Raw genomic sequence first — 16,002 nt, 5'->3', positions numbered from 1 at the left:
TCTATTTGAGATGCCAGGCATCGTTGTTCTTTCAACAAACATAACGATTATAGCATTTACTTTTTTGTTATTCCACACGCAATTTCAGTTAAACCCCTCACTTGAGAGCTCATCGATCTACGGTTTGGCTCCAACTGAGACAGCACCTTCTTCAAAAGGCTTAATTAACGCGTGCAAAGTCTCGATATACGGCAGCTTCAGCTTGCTTTGCGCAGCGAGCCTCAATGCACCTCCCTGTAAGTGATCGACCTCCAGCCGCAGGCCCTTCCGCCTGTCTTGATGCATGGATGAAGTAGATTCGTAAGCAAGGCCCTCCATTTTTGCCATCGTCTCCTCAATGTCCTGTTCTTCCAGCCTCACATGAAACGCGTTGGCAAGGTTCTTCATCTCTGTCAGCACGGCACGGAACAGCTTGATCGTTTCTCCCTGTTCCCGTATTTTACCAATGGGCAGATTGGCAGCTGTTGTAACTCCAGAGAATGCTGTAATGAACATATACTTTTGCCAGAGGCTTTTAATCATATCAGAGCTCAGTAAAGCGTTCATGTTGCTTGCATCCATCATCCGAGATAGAGAATCACACATTTTCTGCTGGGAAGCAGCAAGCGGCCCGAAAACAATGTCATGCTGGACGCTCGTATGAACCACATGTCCTTTTTCGTCCAAGGTTGCGATGATAAAAGCCAGGCCGCCGATCACCGCCTCTTCTCCAAGCTCGTCCTGCAGCTTATAAATATGTTCGATCCCGTTCAGAAGAGGAAGAATACGCGCCCCTATCTCTACGAGCTGCTTTAAAATAGGAAGCGCCTCTTCCAAGTGATAGCCTTTGACGGAAAGCAATACGAGATCACAGCTCTCCACTTCTTTCGGCCGAAGGATAAGATCAGGTTCATTTAACCTATAATCTCCTTGCACGCTATGGATATACAGACCATGCTCCTCAATCTCCTTCTTTCTCTTTTCCCTTACTAAAAAGGAGACCTGGTGGCCAGCCTGAAGCCATCTTCCCCCAAAATAGACTCCCAACGCGCCTGCTCCAAACACAACAACCTTCATTTCGCTCACCCTGCCTTCTTTTAATTCAGAACTTTCTCATTTTTATAGTACCGCAAAGTAAATGGATACCCAAATAAATCAGCAGCTTTCGATCACGGCCTTTTTTCCTAACTTTTTTAAGATTGAATGCAATCCCGCAGCGGATGGTATAATGGGAAGACAATAGTATAGGTTCCTTGGGGTGGTCGGCGCACTCTCTATAAGCTGAAGCTGCAACCAATCGTGTACAGGCTTTACGCGAAAGGGGGTGATGCCTCTGACGATATTCGAAGCGCTTATGTTCGCGGTCGCTTTTGCGTCCCTTATCGTTTCTGTTTTGTCGCATAAAAAATAGACCGCCCTTCAGCCCCAACTCAAGGAAACGGTCTATTTTTCTCGCTTTGCTTTGAATCTTAGCCGATCCCCCTGGGGAGAACCGACTATTGAGCCGCTGGCCGCCATGCCAGCGGTCTTATTTTATTACGTTTCTGCTTTTATCATACCATCATTATCAAAATTTGTCAGCCTTACTCATTAGAGCCGCTTTAAAAGATTTTCCGCGCTTTGCTTCGCTTCAAACATCACCTTTTCCTCATCCATCGTCAGCAGTTCGCGATTTTTCATAACAAGCTTTCCATCGATCATGACAGAATCTACATCCTGTCCAGCTGCGGCATACACAAGCAGAGAGGCATCATGATGCGCCGGCAGGAGATGAGGCTGGTTCATGTTCAGAAACAGGATATCCGCTTTTTTCCCGGGTTCAATACTTCCGGTTTCCTTGCCGATCCCCAGTATTTCAGCCCCATTTTTTGTTGCCATGGTCAACACTTCATGAGCAGAGAGGGCAGAAGCATCGCCATGTAGGAGCTTTTGCATCCAGGCTGCTGCCTTCATTTCCATAAACATATCCAGCGTGCTCGCACTTCCCGGACCGTCTGTTCCGAGTCCTACCTTCATTCCCCTCTGAGCCAGTTCAACCACATTGCTTGTTCCGCACCCGAGTTTGGCATTGCTCACCGGATTGTGAATGATTCCGCCATGAACCGATTCGAGAATCGAAAGGTCTGCTTCCGTAAAGTGTACGCCGTGCGCAAGAACAACCCTTGTATCTTCAAAAAATCCTGCCGACTCCAAGTATTCGACGGGGCTCATGCCGTGCCGTTCCTTAATGATCCTGCGCTCATCAGCGGTCTCGGCAAGGTGGGTATGCAGCGGCACATCCAGTTCTTTTGCCAGCTTTACAGCGTCACTCAAGAAATCAGGCGGACACATGTAGGGAGAATGCGGGGCGACCATCGCCGTAATCCGTCCATCAGCGCTTCCATGCCAGCGGTTTACAAGAGCCCTTGATTCCTCGATCCGGTCACTGTAGTTGGAGTCCATCGCAATCATGCCTCTTGCAAGCGATGCGCGTATTCCAGCCTCCTCCACCGCTCTTGCTATCGTATCCATGTCGATGTACATATCCGCGTAAGCGGTCGTTCCGCTTTTGATCATTTCCGCCATGGAAAGCATCGCTCCCCAGTACCGGTCGCCGCTCGTCATCTTCATCTCTGCAGGCAGCATCTTCTTATTGAGCCAGTCCATTAAAGGCAGATCGTCACTGTAGCAGCGCAGCAACGACATTGGGGTATGCTGGTGCCCATTGATGAGTCCAGGCATAATGAGAAAATCCTTTACATCCCATACTTCATGTTCGCTGTACAGAAGCTCCAGGCTGCCGATCTCCTCAATTCTGTTTCCCTCTATCAGAATATCATCCTGCTTCGTCGTCCAGGTTCCGTCCGCCTCACTAAGATACCGTGCATTTTTTAATATCAACGTTATGCTCCTCCCGTTTCGTCCATCTTTATGGGACAAGTATAACATTTCCCTCTCTATCTACGTTTAGAAGATGCTTAACTCTCCCATACTAGATAATGAAAAAATGAAGGAGGGTATAGGCATGTCCTGGATCACGCGCTGGAAGGAGTATACTTCACTACAAAAAGCAAAAGCGATCGGCAAACTGGCCGCCTTTATGGCAGGAGGAATGGCTGCATGCCTTCTCGGCGTGCTGCTGCTGGCCAAGTTGTTGGGTCCTCCTCCTTTGCTTGTTCCGCAGACGACTGTCATTCATGCCCGGGATGGAGAAGAGATCGGCGAGATCAACAACTCCGGTGAAAAACGTTTCTGGGTTCCATTGAACAAAATGAGTCCTGCACTTATACAGGCAACCATCGCCATAGAGGATAAAAACTTTTATGACCATCATGGATTTGACCTAAAGCGGATCGCAGCCGCTCTCTTGGCAGACGTCAGGGCCGGGGCAAAGGTCCAGGGAGCGAGCACGATCTCCCAGCAGTTTGCGAGGAACCTCTTTTTAACCCATGATAAAACGTGGTTTCGAAAAGCGATGGAAGCCTTTTATACGATAAGACTAGAAATGAATTATTCGAAAAATGATATACTCGAAGGTTATTTAAATACAATCTATTACGGCCACGGCACCTATGGCATTCAATCCGCTTCCGCATTTTATTTTGGCAAGGATTCAAGCAGCCTCAGCGTACCTGAGGCCTCCATGCTGGCAGGCATACCAAAAGGGCCCGGCTATTATTCTCCTCTCTATCATGAAGAACGGGCTAAACAGCGGCAGTCTATTATCTTAAGGGCGATGGAGAAAAATCACTTTCTCACCAGAAAAGAAGCACGGGAGGCTGCTGCTGCTCCACTTACGATTGTGAGTGAAAAAGACGAACAGAAGCCTAAAATCGCTCCTTACTTTCAGGCGGAAGTGATGAAGACACTGAAGAGCGAACTGAAGCTCGATCCGAAGCTGGTTGAGCTTGGCGGACTGCACATCTATACAACCCTGGATGTTTCTATGCAAAAAGCAGCAGAAAAGGAAGTCGAGGAACAAATCGATAAAGATTCCTCCATTCAGACTGCTCTTGTTTCGATGGATCCAAGAAATGGGGACGTGAAGGCACTCATCGGGGGCCGAAATTTTGCAGAAAGCCCTTTTGATAGGGCTGTTCAGGCAAAACGTGCGCCAGGCTCATCCTTTAAGCCATTCTTGTACTATACAGCGCTAAAAAACGGCTATACACCATCCACCACTATAAAGAGCGAGCCGACTTCGTTCGCGATGGGGGATGGGCAAAAAGATTACGAACCAAAGAACTACAACGATCTATATGCCTATGATTTCATCACTCTTTCTGAAGCTCTCGCACTTTCTGATAATATTTATGCGGTCAAGACCAATCTTTTTCTTGGGCCGAAGAAACTCGTCAAAGCCGCGCGCCAGTTCGGGATCAAGAGCCCCTTATCCAGTGTTCCCTCCCTCGCTCTGGGAACAAAGGGGGTAAGCGTCATGGAGATGACAAACGCCTACAACCTTTTTGCGAACGGCGGCAAACGGGTGGAACCGGTTTTCATTAAGAAAATTACAGACAGCAAGGGCAATGTGATCTACGAGCATCAGTATAAGAAGAAACAGGTTCTCGACAAACGGGCGGCTTTTGTGATGACGGACTTGATGAAAGGGATGTTTGACGAAAAGCTGAACGACTATACGAAGGTCACCGGTTCAAGCATCGACCAGTACCTGACCCGCCCGGCAGCAGGAAAATCCGGCTCGACCCCGACCGACAGCTGGATGGTCGGCTTTACTCCTCAGCTGACGACAGGCGTTTGGATCGGGTATGACCAAGGAAAAGAGATCAATCGGATCAACGATGGAAGCTATTCCAAAAAAATCTGGGTCCACTACATGGAGAACGCTCTGAAAAATGAGCCGGCAGCTGCCTTTAAGAAGCCAAAAGGCGTCGTCAGTGTAATGGTGAATCCTAAAAACGGAAAGCTCGCAACGGAAAATTGCCCGGTGAAACGGCGCACGTATTATATAGAGGGAACAGAGCCAACAGAATACTGCCACGAACATGCGGGAGACCGCCCATTCGATCACAACGGATTCGATCATAAGAGAAAAGGATGGTTTCAAAAAGTCTTTCCGTGGTGGCACTGATTTAATGAGGGTGACATGATAGGTTTTTTTGGTGTTTTGCTTGCGGAATACGGGGCATTACTTTGCGATTTCACATGATTTACTTGCGGTTCGACACATCTTACTTGCAAAACACATCATCTTCACAAAAAACACTTGCAACAAAATAAACAGCCCGGGTGCTCGAAAGCTCCCGGGCTGTTTATTGTCCTAGCAACATTGTGTGTGCAATGCTAGCTTCATTTTACGGTATTCCACGGAATTGTCACAAGTTTTTTAGAAAATGTTCAAAAAAGGTTCATAACTCTTCCAATTTTATGGCAATAATTTCCTTACTTCCTCTGAAGAACGGCTGAACATGCCTTCATCATGGCTTTTCAAAAACTCGCCGAGAAGCACCCTCGATTTTTCGTCCATATCATCGACGATCACGTGGCCTTTTAAGGATTTATCCATTCGGTTGACGTGCTCAGGCAGGCTTTTATAGCCGCGCCGTGCTTCAGCATCGATCTGCATTTCACATGCAGCTACCCCGTAATAGAACGGGCCTTCTTCATTCCGGTTAATGGTGACCCATACGAGCCAGTACAATCTTGGATTTGGAGTGTTGGCGCGGTCCGGTGTGAATTTAATGCGCTTTTCTATGTCACTGCGGGCATGCATCGCACCCATATCAACGTAGGCATCACCGTCAACAGGATCAACGATAACAGGTGTCATATGGTCAAGGCTCAACGCTCCAACCCCGTATCCGCCATGGCCGTCCGTTGAATCCCCGCTTAAAATCGTGAATCCCATTCCTTTTTTATTCTTATTTTGATCTGATCCGAAAATATCCTTCATGTTATGTTAAACCTCCCGACATCGCTTCAATTCTATCTTCATTTTACCACAACTCTCAGCGATTTAAGACTGCAATGACTTCTATGCTAGTATCATATGAAGATAAACAGGTAACAATACTTGATAAAATAGGTTGCAATACATACTAAAAACGAATATTATAAGTAAGCATTTAAAAATTGTTCGTATTTTTTGGAGGTACACCAATGTTTTCATCATTCTTTAAACTAAAAGAACGCGGGACAAACGTAAGAACCGAAGTCATTTCAGGGATTACAACTTTTTTAACAATGGTCTATATCGTTATCGTTAACCCGATTGTTCTTCACTCTGCCGGAGTTCCTTTTAATACTGTTTTCATAGCGACAATTATCGCTACCGTTGTTGGAACGCTATGGATGGCGCTTTTCGCCAACCTCCCAATCGCCATTGCGCCGGGTATGGGGCTTAATGCCTATTTCGCCTTCTCAGTGGTAGGCAATCATACCAATATCTCGTACCAAACAGCCTTTGGCGCTGTTTTTGTAGCAGGTATTATTTTCGTCATACTATCTTTAACACCTTTTCGTGAAAAACTCATCGAGGCGATCCCCGCCAACTTAAAATACGGAATCACTGCAGGTATCGGTCTCTTCATCGCCTTTATCGGAATGCGCATGACAGGAATCATTACCGCCCATAAAGAAAACTTGGTTTCTTTAGGAAATCTTCATTCTCATTCTGTTATGCTTGCTCTCGCGGGCTTGGCGATTACGCTCATTCTAATGGCGTTGAATGTGAACGGAGCGTTATTCTTCGGCATGATCATCACCGGAATTATCGCGTATTTTACCGGACAATTAAAATTTAAAGGTATCGTGTCTGTTCCAGAGATGCCAAAATCATTCTTCATTTTCGGAGATCCGATGACCGCTTTTGCTGATGTGTTTCATTATGGACTGTTTGCCGTTGTTTTCTCCTTCCTGCTCGTAACGATTTTCGATACGACGGGAACGATGGTCGGTGTTGCAGAACAAGCCGGGCTGATGAAAAACAACAAGATGCCAAAAGCCCGTGAAGCCCTGCTGGCGGATTCTGTAGCTACTACCGTAGGGGCAGCCATTGGGACGAGCCCGACAAGTGCGTATATTGAATCGTCTTCTGGAGTAGCAGCCGGAGGAAGAACAGGTCTTACTTCTGTTACAGTTGCCGTCTTGTTCATCATATCCGCGTTTTTCTCTCCGCTAGTCGGAGCGATATCCGGACTGTCAGCCATCACTGCTCCAACCCTGATCATTGTTGGGAGCTTGATGCTTGGTGCATTAGGAAAGATCAAATGGGATGAGCTTGATGAAGCGTTCCCCGCGTTTATCATCATCTTGACGATGCCGCTCACGTCCAGCATCGCAACAGGAATTGCTTTCGGTTTCATCTCGTATCCGCTATTAAAAATCGCCCGCGGCAAATGGCGTGAAGTACCATTTCTCGTATATTTGTTTGCTGTACTGTTCTTCTATCAGCTCGCCTTCCTGCCGCACTAGTTAGAAACGTGGCAAGCGTCCTGCTAAGGTTCGACAAGCGCTGGAGCTGAACACTAATAAAAAAGCAACCGGCCTTTTAATTAAAAGGTCGCTTGCTTTTTTTGTTTTTTCGGCCAAACCGTGTAACTGAAACTGAAATCGTTATGCAAGGAAAGATGATGCGTGGTTTGGCCTGTAACGTGCTGTGTTTGGCACTTAAACAGTGAAAACCCGCACGTAAACTGAAAAAAGTGGATCGTAATCGACATAAAGTGGATCGTAATCGACAAAAAGTGGATGGTAAACCCACAAAATTCGCACGTAATCAAAACATGCAGCAAGAAAAGATAGTATAAAGAAGCCCTCGATTAGCTAGGGCTTCCATGTAGATCTAATTAATTGATATTCAATTTTCCTTCTGCAGTCTTACTTGTGCTGTTGCCGTAATCATCTTTCACTTTGACTTTCACAGCGGCTCCTCTGACTTTGATGTTGGAGGTCGCTGTATAATAGCCTTCATAATGCCCCGGCGAGGTCTCTCTCATTGGAAGCTCTGTCGCGTTCGTTACAGCTGCTCTGGCATTCGTGAGCGGCATATGGATAACGAATGCAGCTTCCAAATCTTGTGAGCTGTCAAATTCAATCTTGACCGTCTGGCCCGACTTCAAGGTTTTATCTCTGTCCGGCTTGAGATTTTCAATAACAAGATCCTCATACTGGGCATATACCGTTACTTTTTTGGATACGCTATTGCCTGCCTTATCCCGTGCGGCTACTTTAATCACATTTTCCCCTAACTCGAGCATTATGCGGTAGGAATAGCTGCCATCGGCTTTGACTGTGACATCGTCTCCGTTCACCTTCACCGATTGAATGTGATCTTCTGTTACTTTTCCTTTAACGGTGACCGTCTCTTTATTGGTTTTCAATCCGTCTGCGGGGCTATCGATAACGAGCTTCGGCTTCTTCTGATCGAGTGTCACTTTCACAGGAACCGATGCATCCGTGCTTCCACGGTCGGTGACGGCCTTAGCGGTCAGCACATTATCACCGTTGGACAGGGTGACATCAGCAGCAAACTTCCCGTCTTTGTCAGCCGTGGCTTCTGCTGCCTTCACCCCGTCTTTCAAGACGTGCACTTTAATATTTGGGGCGGTCTGGCCTTCCACAGTCACCGTCTCTTGATTTGTAAAGCTTCCGTCTGCAGGAGACGAAATAACAGGAGCCGTTACTTCATAATCCACCAAGGCGCGGATCATGTAGTTACCTTCATCGGCTGGTGAAGGTGACCAGGCACCCCCGACATACTGCGAGCTTCGCCCTGCATTGGTCCCGTTTTCATCGGTGGCGAGACCCGGTGCATTCGGATTCGGTTTCACTTGGAAATAGACCAAGTAGAAATCACCTGATACTTGAATGCCATAGCTTGAAAGATCGACCTTCGTCCATTCTCCATTTCGAAGAGCCGCAGCATCCATTGAACCGGCGAGTTTCTTGCCTGGTGCTCCATCCGGGCCGCTCGCATCGTAAACCGCCACTTTGATTTCAGTACCACCTGGAACCGGCCATTCCGTATCCCAGAAACGGAACATTCCGCCCGTTACCAAGCCTTGCTCTTTTCCTGCCGGAAGGGACATCTTAACCGCCCATCCATTTCCAGCATCATAGAAGGCATGGGCATTTTCAGCAGTTCCGTCATCATAGCCGATTTCGCCTCCCGGAGCGGATATAAATGGCTTAAGTGCGGCATCCTTGTCTGTCGTTTCATTTCCTTTGACGACAGCCTGCATGTCTTTTCCGTAGTATCCGGAAGCCACCACTTTGACAGTATACATACCTTCATACACATTTAGGCTGTAGTTGCCGTTTTCATCCGTTTTTACTGGCTGGACCGCAGCATCCTCTGCCACATAAACGATGGCATCCTTGATTGGGGCACCGGTTTGCTGATTCGTTACGGTACCGGAAATCATGCCTTTTGGAATCTCTTCCAGCATAAAGCTCTTTTCTGTTTCACCTTCTGCTTCGATGTGAACATTCTGCTGCTGTGAACGATACCCGTATGATTCTGCAACAAGCGTATAGTCTCCAGCTGCATGTGTCAGAGAGTAGGTTCCGTTTGCAGGGTTGGTTTTCGTGGACCGCCCTGTTTCCAGCACGCTGACCTCGGCATTGATCGGAAGGCCGTTTGGAGCAGCTTCTTTTTTGCTCTCATCCGTTTTCTTGAACGCCAGTTGGTTCACTGGCTGGATTTTTTCCGGATTCACTGCTTTTTTCACAGCATCCTTCACTTCTCCTGCCGGTTTGCCTTGAAGCGCAGTACCTGCTTTTGAAGTTCCTGCCGGAGTTGCTGACAATTTCACATCATCCAAATACCAGCCCGGTTTGGTCACACTTCCGTCTGTCTTTAAATTAAATACGATATAGATTCTCTGGTTTGCATAGGCAGAAAGATCAACCTGCGCATCCAGCCATCCGTTGCTCTTATTCGTGAATCTTGCTTTTTCTACCCAATTCTGCTGATCGGCAGAAACAAAAATTTGCGCATAATCATAGTTGTTCTCGATTCCATACCAATGCTTCAGCTGAAGATAGGCGGGGCCGTCACCCAAGTCTACAGGCGGCATCCTCAGGGCCATGTTTGCACTGTTGTCGTAGTTTCCGTCAAGATTGGTACCATACACATTTGTGCCTGAGGCCGCATTTCCTGGACCTGAAGTCGGCGTTCCCCATTCCCATGAGTTTTTATCTCCCCATGATGCCCATCCAACAGGCTGGGTTTCAAAATCGGCAGAGTAACCCGCGGTGATCCCGGGACGAACATTCACACTGTACGAATCGGTGGTTACATCATTCTGGCCAAAATCAACCACTTTCCAGCGGTAAGATACGGAAGGCACGGCAACCGCATCGCCCGGAAGAACCGCTGAATATGTTCCTTCGCTATAGTTTCCGCTCGTGCGTTCTGCTTCAGCAGACTGCCAGTTTCCTTCATTGTTCTGATATTGAAGAGTGACAGAAGAAACACTCACGTTATCTTTGACTGTAATGGATAACGGAAGGTCCATTCCCGCATACGTTTCAGAAGGGGCTTCGTGCGTATAGTTTGGGGCTTCCGAGTCCTCTCCTTCTTTCATGACTGCCCCTTTCACTTTTCCTAAGCCGCTGATAATCGAGGATACAGCATCGAATGCATTGACCAGACCATGTCCATAGCCATTGTTCGGGCTTTCAGGATAATCGGTGTCAGTGAGAGGAGCCGCTGTCTCTTTAAGTATGGTTTCGATCTGATCCACCGTCAGAGAGGAATTGGCCTGGCGGAGGAGAGCGACAACCGCAGAAACGTGCGGCCCTGCCATCGAGGTTCCATTCCATCCTCCCTCATAGTTGTTTCCAGGAATGGATGAACGGATGTTTACGCCTGGCGCTGAGATTTCGGGCTTCATAATGCCGCCATACGGGGACGGTCCCCTCAAAGAAAAAGAGGCTAGTTTGTTGTTGATGTCCGTAGCTCCGGTGGCAAAAGATTCAGGATAGTTCGCCGGGTTGGCGACTGAGCCAGGTCCGCCCGGATTGGTTAACGTGGTGTTGCCTGCGGAAAATTCGGGGAAGATTTCGGCTGCACGCCAGTTTTGTACCATTTGTCGGTACCAGTCATCGATGCCAGGTCCGCCGCCCCAAGAGTTGTTCACTACATCAGGCGCTTTTTCGGGGTGTGGATTTCCAGCAGCATCCGTCGGGGCGATGATCCATTGTCCTGCCTCTAGCAGGTCAGCATCACTTCCTCCACTCGGAGTAAAGGCCTTTACAGCGATCCATTGGGCGCCTGGCGCTACACCGATCTGATTATTTCCATTCGGTTCACCGCCCACCATGGTACCCATCGTATGGGTTCCGTGATTATCATCATCGTATGGTGCGGCTCGTCCTGCCTTCGCATCGAACCAGTTGAATTCGTGATTTACAGAACCGTTGGATGCATTATAACCACGGTATTTTTCTTTCAAAGCAGGATGATCCCACTGAACACCGGTATCGATATTGGCTACAACTGTTCCTGAGCCATCGATGCCCATGTTCCAGACTTGCGGTGCACTTACTCGGTCGATGTTCCACTTGACAGAGGCTGGTTCTGCCTTCGTTTCTTTGGCAGCCTTTGCCGATTCTTTTGAGGCTTTAGCTGCTTCTATCGTGGGAATGGCCTTTCCTTTTGCTTCTTGGACAGGCTGGATATGCCTGATTTCGTTAGGGAGGACCTTGTCTACTTCAGGAAAAGACGCCACTTTTTCCATTACGGTCTTTGTGGCTGTGACCGCCATGCCGTTCACGATAAAATAGGAACGGATATCCTTTGCGTTCCCTTCCTTCTTTTGCTGAGTTAAGTATTGCTTTACGCCCGCATGTGCTGCCATCGCTGTTGCGCGAAGCTCAGAAACGACGGCAGATCGTTTATTCAATTCTGTTTTAAATGCGCTGAGCTTCTTCTGCTTGGCCTTTTGGGCAGCTTCTTTTGCCGCCTTTTCAGTATCGGCCTGTTCCTTGAACCTGATGAGGAACGTAACCAGGTCCTTATCATCAAATTGCTTTTGCAGCTTGCTGCTGATTTTGGCGCCGCCCGTCGCACTTGCTTTTTTCATGGATACGTGCGGCTTCGCCTTTGCAGATACCGCTGCACTCTTCGGAAGTACTAAGGGAATCAGTAAGCACAAGCACATCACTAGACTGAATAAGCGAAGATGTTTTGCTTTCATCGTTCATCATCCTCCCCTCAATTTTCACTGCTGAACCGGACCGATCTAATCCACCCCTCCTCTTCTAAGTTTGGTTGCCGTATCTATGCAAAAGCCTTGGAAGATAGCTCAATCATAAGGGAAGGAAATTGGGAAAGTAATCATAAAATTCCTAATTTTGTAAAAATGAATCGTTTGTATTTGTAAAAGAATGGGTATTCTTTCATGCCCCGATTCGTGAGTAACCATGGGAATCTTCTTTATAAATTTACAATAACTAAACAATCAAAGGATATAATTGTTCTATTTGTTAAAAATTACATAATAGGCAAAAGGGTACAGGAGCTCACTCAATGGGATGGACCTCAACTATTCTACTGGTTATTTCGTCATCGACGCACACCCCAAATTAGGACAGTGACAATGATCACAGTTCTATTTTCCTGTTTTACCCCACATCAAAAAAGCTGATTTATGCCCTTGTGATCTTGGGGCAAATCAGCTTTAAAAAAAAGATAAACAAACTTACTGCACGATACAGTTTTCAAGCTGGCTGATGAATGTATAGCCTTCCTGAATTTCTTCTTCGGTATATTTTTGTTTGGCCTTTAAGGTCTGAATTTTGACTTTAACTTCGTCTTCCGCCAAATGTGAAAAGAATAAGATCGTAGAGACGAGTTCTAAGAATCGTGAGGATTGTTCATTCATCGATCGAACGCACTCTCCAAGCTTCGGAATGTTCTTTCCATAGCTGGCCAAAAATTCCTCCCCTTCTTTATTAAGAGAATAGCGATACTGGGAATAGCCGCTCACTTTTTCTTTGGTTTCGTACACGTAGCCCAGGTTGCACAATTCTTCGACCCGCAGTGTTAATTCTTCCGAGTAGGGGCCGTAAAAATGGAATTCATATTTTTCCTGAAATGGGAAGTTAAGCTTTTTGGCGATATAGATCATCTTCTGCAGCTTTTTTCGCCCTATGACTTCCCCGGCCTCCTTAATGACCGTTATGACCTTTAAATGATCATCAAACACAGTATTTCCCCCTTAAAATGATACCTGTTAATCCCTTTTCAATATTTGTTTTATCTTTTCTTTCAGTATATTGTCATCTATCTTTTCGATCAGCTCAGCAGGATAATAGAGTTTATGGTCCGTTCTTCTTTTCCCTGAAATCGCCTCTACTACATCTGACTCTCCTGAAAGTTCACGAATTTCACCATTGGCTTTTAAAAGATTGATGGGAAGCCTTTCCTCTTTCTCTCCCGGCCTGTAAAAGTCATACGGCAGGTCAGAAGAGGAGTCAACCACGAGGTAATATTTGGGATCGATGCCCGCTTCCTCAAAATATCCTGAAAGGCGGAGCACTTCTGAAACAGAAACCATCTCCGAGTATTTAAAGAGCTTCCTGTCCAAAAAGCGTCGGCACAGGTCACGAAGCGTACTATCCTCTTCGTCCAACCACACTTGGAAGTAATACTGCATGACTCCCTCATCAAGCTTTATGTAGTCTTCCAGGGTGATTTTCCCCTCGAACAGTGAGCGGAAATGCGTCAGGTCATGCTTAAATGGATAGCCCTCCTGATACAGGTCCTTTGCCCGGTGAAGAATTTTGCTCAAGATCACTTCGGCACTTCTTGTGACCGGATGGAAATAGACCTGCCAATACATCTGATATCGGCTCATAATATAGTCTTCTACAGCATGCATCCCGCTTGCCTTGATCACCGCTCCCTCTTCCATCGGGCGCATGACACGAAGAATCCGCTCCAGATCGAAATTCCCGTAGCTTACTCCTGTAAAATAGGCGTCGCGAAGAAGGTAATCCATCCTGTCGGCATCAATCTGGCTGGAAATCATGCTGACGATCAGCTTGTCATGGTAGGTCTTTTCAATGACTTCGGCCACTTTTCCGGGAAAATCCCCCCCCTGCAAGCGAAGGACATCATTCACTTCGGTATCGCCTAACAGGATATCCTTTGTGAAGTCTTCATGATCAACTCCGAACACTTTTTCAAAGGAGTGGGAAAAAGGCCCGTGTCCAATGTCATGCAGCAGTGCAGCACAAAGAACAAGCATCCTTTCGCCTTCGTTCCAGTGCGGCCTGTTTTGAAATATTTCAACGATCCGTCTTGTAATCTCGTATACACCGAGAGAGTGGCTGAAACGGCTGTGTTCAGCTCCATGAAACGTCAAATAGGTAGTACCCAGCTGGCGAATCCGTCGAAGACGCTGAAATTCACGCGTGCCTATCAGCTTCCAGATCAGCTCGTCCCTTACATGAATGTAACGGTGAACAGGATCTTTAAACACCTTTTCTTCATTCAACTGACCCATTTCTTTCGCCATATCTTAGTAAATGCTCCTTCAGCCGCAATTAGTTTATGTTTATAGTTCTGCTAAAAAAAGAAAATCCCTTCTCATGCATATGTTCGCCAGAAGGATTGTTGTGTTTGCTGTATGATTTGTTTCATTGTGAAGTATACCCTATTTTACGTAATTTTGAACCATGATACAACAAACAAAACGAGCGGTTTTGACAGCTGTATATCTTCAATCGCTGTCATGCTTTCTTTTTCTTTTGGTATCAAAAAAAGAGGAGACCCGCGGGGCCATCCTCTCTTTTACTGCGTATCTACGACCTTGTTATCTGTATCCTTCTGCCTGTAGGCATCGACCAGCAGCAGGATGGCGGAAATAATATGCATGATCATCCCGACAAACGGGATCCACGCGATGCAGGAAGTCACGATGCCAAGAACGCTCCCGTGTCTCGCTTTACCTTCTTTCGCCGAAAAGACGAGGGTTGCGATATGGAGGGCAAGCGCAAGAGCGAGCGGTGTCCATAGAAAGGAAACCACGATGGTTCCTCCAACAAATGGTATGCCCAGCAGCGCTTCAAATCCTCCTGAAACCCACTTTAAGGTTCTGGATATGTTCTTATTCAATGGATCTCCTCCTTTGTCCGTATCTCTTCCATTCACTATACCTATACTTACGTAAATACATTCCAAAAAGTTGCAATTAATTTTCCGGCATGGAAGCTCCGCTGCCTGTTGCGTTATACTAGTAAGGAATGAAAGAAGCAGGAGGATGACTCGTGGATCACACACAACAAAACCAGAACAGTCAGGCTTGGAACGAAAAGTCTTACGAAGCCTGGACCCATCGATTTGGCGAACCGGCGAAAGCCGCTGCTAAACTAAAAAAAGATCCGGTAAAGCGGTTGAGTCCGCTTGAAACCTATATAGGCGATGTAAAAGGGAAGAAGGCCTGCAACCTTCTTGGCTCCCATGGCAGCAAGGCTGTGGCGATGGCACTGCTTGGTGCAGATGCAACCGTCATTGATCTTTCTGAACCGAACGAACGCTATGCAAAAGAGCTTGCTCATGAGGCCGGGGTTCCGCTCCGTTATATCAAGTGTGATGTTCTCGACCTTCCGGAAGAAGAACTCTCAGGGGATTATGATCTTGTTCTAACAGAAAACGGGATCCTTCATTATTTTACAGATCTTGTGCCGTTCTTCACGACGGTTTATCGCTTGCTTAAACCTGGCGGAAGATTTGTCCTGCAAGATTTCCATCCGGTCTCCACAAAGCTCATTACGTCCCAGGGCAAAAGCCAGGCAGCGAGAAAGCACAAGGTGAGCGGGGACTATTTCAGCACATCACTTGAAACTGTAGATGTATCGTATTCGAAGTTTCTTCCTGAACTTCAATATGCCACAGAAGAAGAACGAAAACCTTATCAAGTGGAGATCCGCAAATGGACACTGGGTGAAATCGTAACCGCGATCGGAACTGCTGGACTGTTTATTAAACAGCTGAAAGAAGAACCGCATCCTGGTGATTTTGACCATGGCATTCCTAAAACCTTCATCATTGAAGCGGAGAAGCGATAGACG

The 16,002-nt window shown here is 46.9% G+C and carries 10 protein-coding genes; 3 read left to right on the top strand and 7 right to left on the bottom strand.

The window, feature by feature from the left end:
- Positions 1 to 117: 117 nt before the first annotated feature.
- Positions 118 to 1,056: a ketopantoate reductase family protein gene (locus tag ABHN01_RS07655; RefSeq protein WP_429875039.1), complete on the bottom strand. Its 939-nt coding sequence runs from the start codon at positions 1,054 to 1,056 to the stop codon at positions 118 to 120.
- 513 nt (positions 1,057 to 1,569) lie between these two features.
- Complete coding sequence (locus tag ABHN01_RS07650; RefSeq protein WP_429875038.1) at positions 1,570 to 2,859, bottom strand: amidohydrolase; 1,290 nt, start codon at positions 2,857 to 2,859, stop codon at positions 1,570 to 1,572.
- A gap of 124 nt (positions 2,860 to 2,983) precedes the next feature.
- Between ABHN01_RS07650 and ABHN01_RS07645 the strand changes: the two genes are divergently transcribed.
- Positions 2,984 to 5,050 carry a transglycosylase domain-containing protein gene (locus ABHN01_RS07645; protein WP_429875037.1) on the top strand — a complete coding sequence of 689 codons (2,067 nt, stop codon included), beginning with the start codon at positions 2,984 to 2,986 and terminating at the stop codon, positions 5,048 to 5,050.
- 294 nt (positions 5,051 to 5,344) lie between these two features.
- Here ABHN01_RS07645 and ABHN01_RS07640 read toward each other — a convergent pair whose 3' ends face one another.
- Positions 5,345 to 5,872, bottom strand: coding sequence for a YwhD family protein (locus ABHN01_RS07640; RefSeq protein WP_429875036.1), 528 nt, complete (start codon positions 5,870 to 5,872; stop codon positions 5,345 to 5,347).
- 206 nt (positions 5,873 to 6,078) lie between these two features.
- On the opposite strand from ABHN01_RS07640, the gene ABHN01_RS07635 reads away from it, so the two are divergent.
- A complete protein-coding gene (locus ABHN01_RS07635) occupies positions 6,079 to 7,392 on the top strand; it encodes an NCS2 family permease (protein ID WP_429875035.1) in 1,314 nt (437 codons plus the stop codon).
- 374 nt (positions 7,393 to 7,766) lie between these two features.
- Here ABHN01_RS07635 and ABHN01_RS07630 read toward each other — a convergent pair whose 3' ends face one another.
- The 4 genes from ABHN01_RS07630 to ABHN01_RS07615 all read right to left on the bottom strand — a co-directional run bounded on the left by ABHN01_RS07630 (position 7,767) and on the right by ABHN01_RS07615 (position 15,046).
- Positions 7,767 to 12,122 (bottom strand): S8 family serine peptidase, encoded by a 4,356-nt coding sequence (locus tag ABHN01_RS07630; RefSeq protein ID WP_429875034.1) that lies wholly within the window; start codon positions 12,120 to 12,122, stop codon positions 7,767 to 7,769.
- A gap of 504 nt (positions 12,123 to 12,626) precedes the next feature.
- Positions 12,627 to 13,133 (bottom strand): YwgA family protein, encoded by a 507-nt coding sequence (locus ABHN01_RS07625; protein ID WP_429875033.1) that lies wholly within the window; start codon positions 13,131 to 13,133, stop codon positions 12,627 to 12,629.
- Positions 13,134 to 13,160: 27 nt separating this feature from the next.
- Complete coding sequence (locus ABHN01_RS07620; protein ID WP_429875032.1) at positions 13,161 to 14,447, bottom strand: HD domain-containing protein; 1,287 nt, start codon at positions 14,445 to 14,447, stop codon at positions 13,161 to 13,163.
- Positions 14,448 to 14,722: 275 nt separating this feature from the next.
- Entirely contained in the window at positions 14,723 to 15,046 is a 324-nt protein-coding gene (locus tag ABHN01_RS07615) for a hypothetical protein (RefSeq protein WP_290397697.1), read from the bottom strand.
- A 152-nt stretch (positions 15,047 to 15,198) separates the two neighbouring features.
- On the opposite strand from ABHN01_RS07615, the gene ABHN01_RS07610 reads away from it, so the two are divergent.
- Positions 15,199 to 15,999, top strand: coding sequence for a class I SAM-dependent methyltransferase (locus ABHN01_RS07610; protein WP_429875031.1), 801 nt, complete (start codon positions 15,199 to 15,201; stop codon positions 15,997 to 15,999).
- Positions 16,000 to 16,002 lie beyond the last annotated feature (3 nt).

The sequence above is a fragment of the Fictibacillus sp. NRS-1165 genome, from assembly GCF_050468105.1.
GTDB classification, from domain to species: Bacteria; Bacillota; Bacilli; order Bacillales; family Fictibacillaceae; genus Fictibacillus_C; species Fictibacillus_C terrinigri.
Note: the sequence above shows the minus strand (reverse complement) of the source record. Positions and strands in the feature narration are given on the sequence as shown.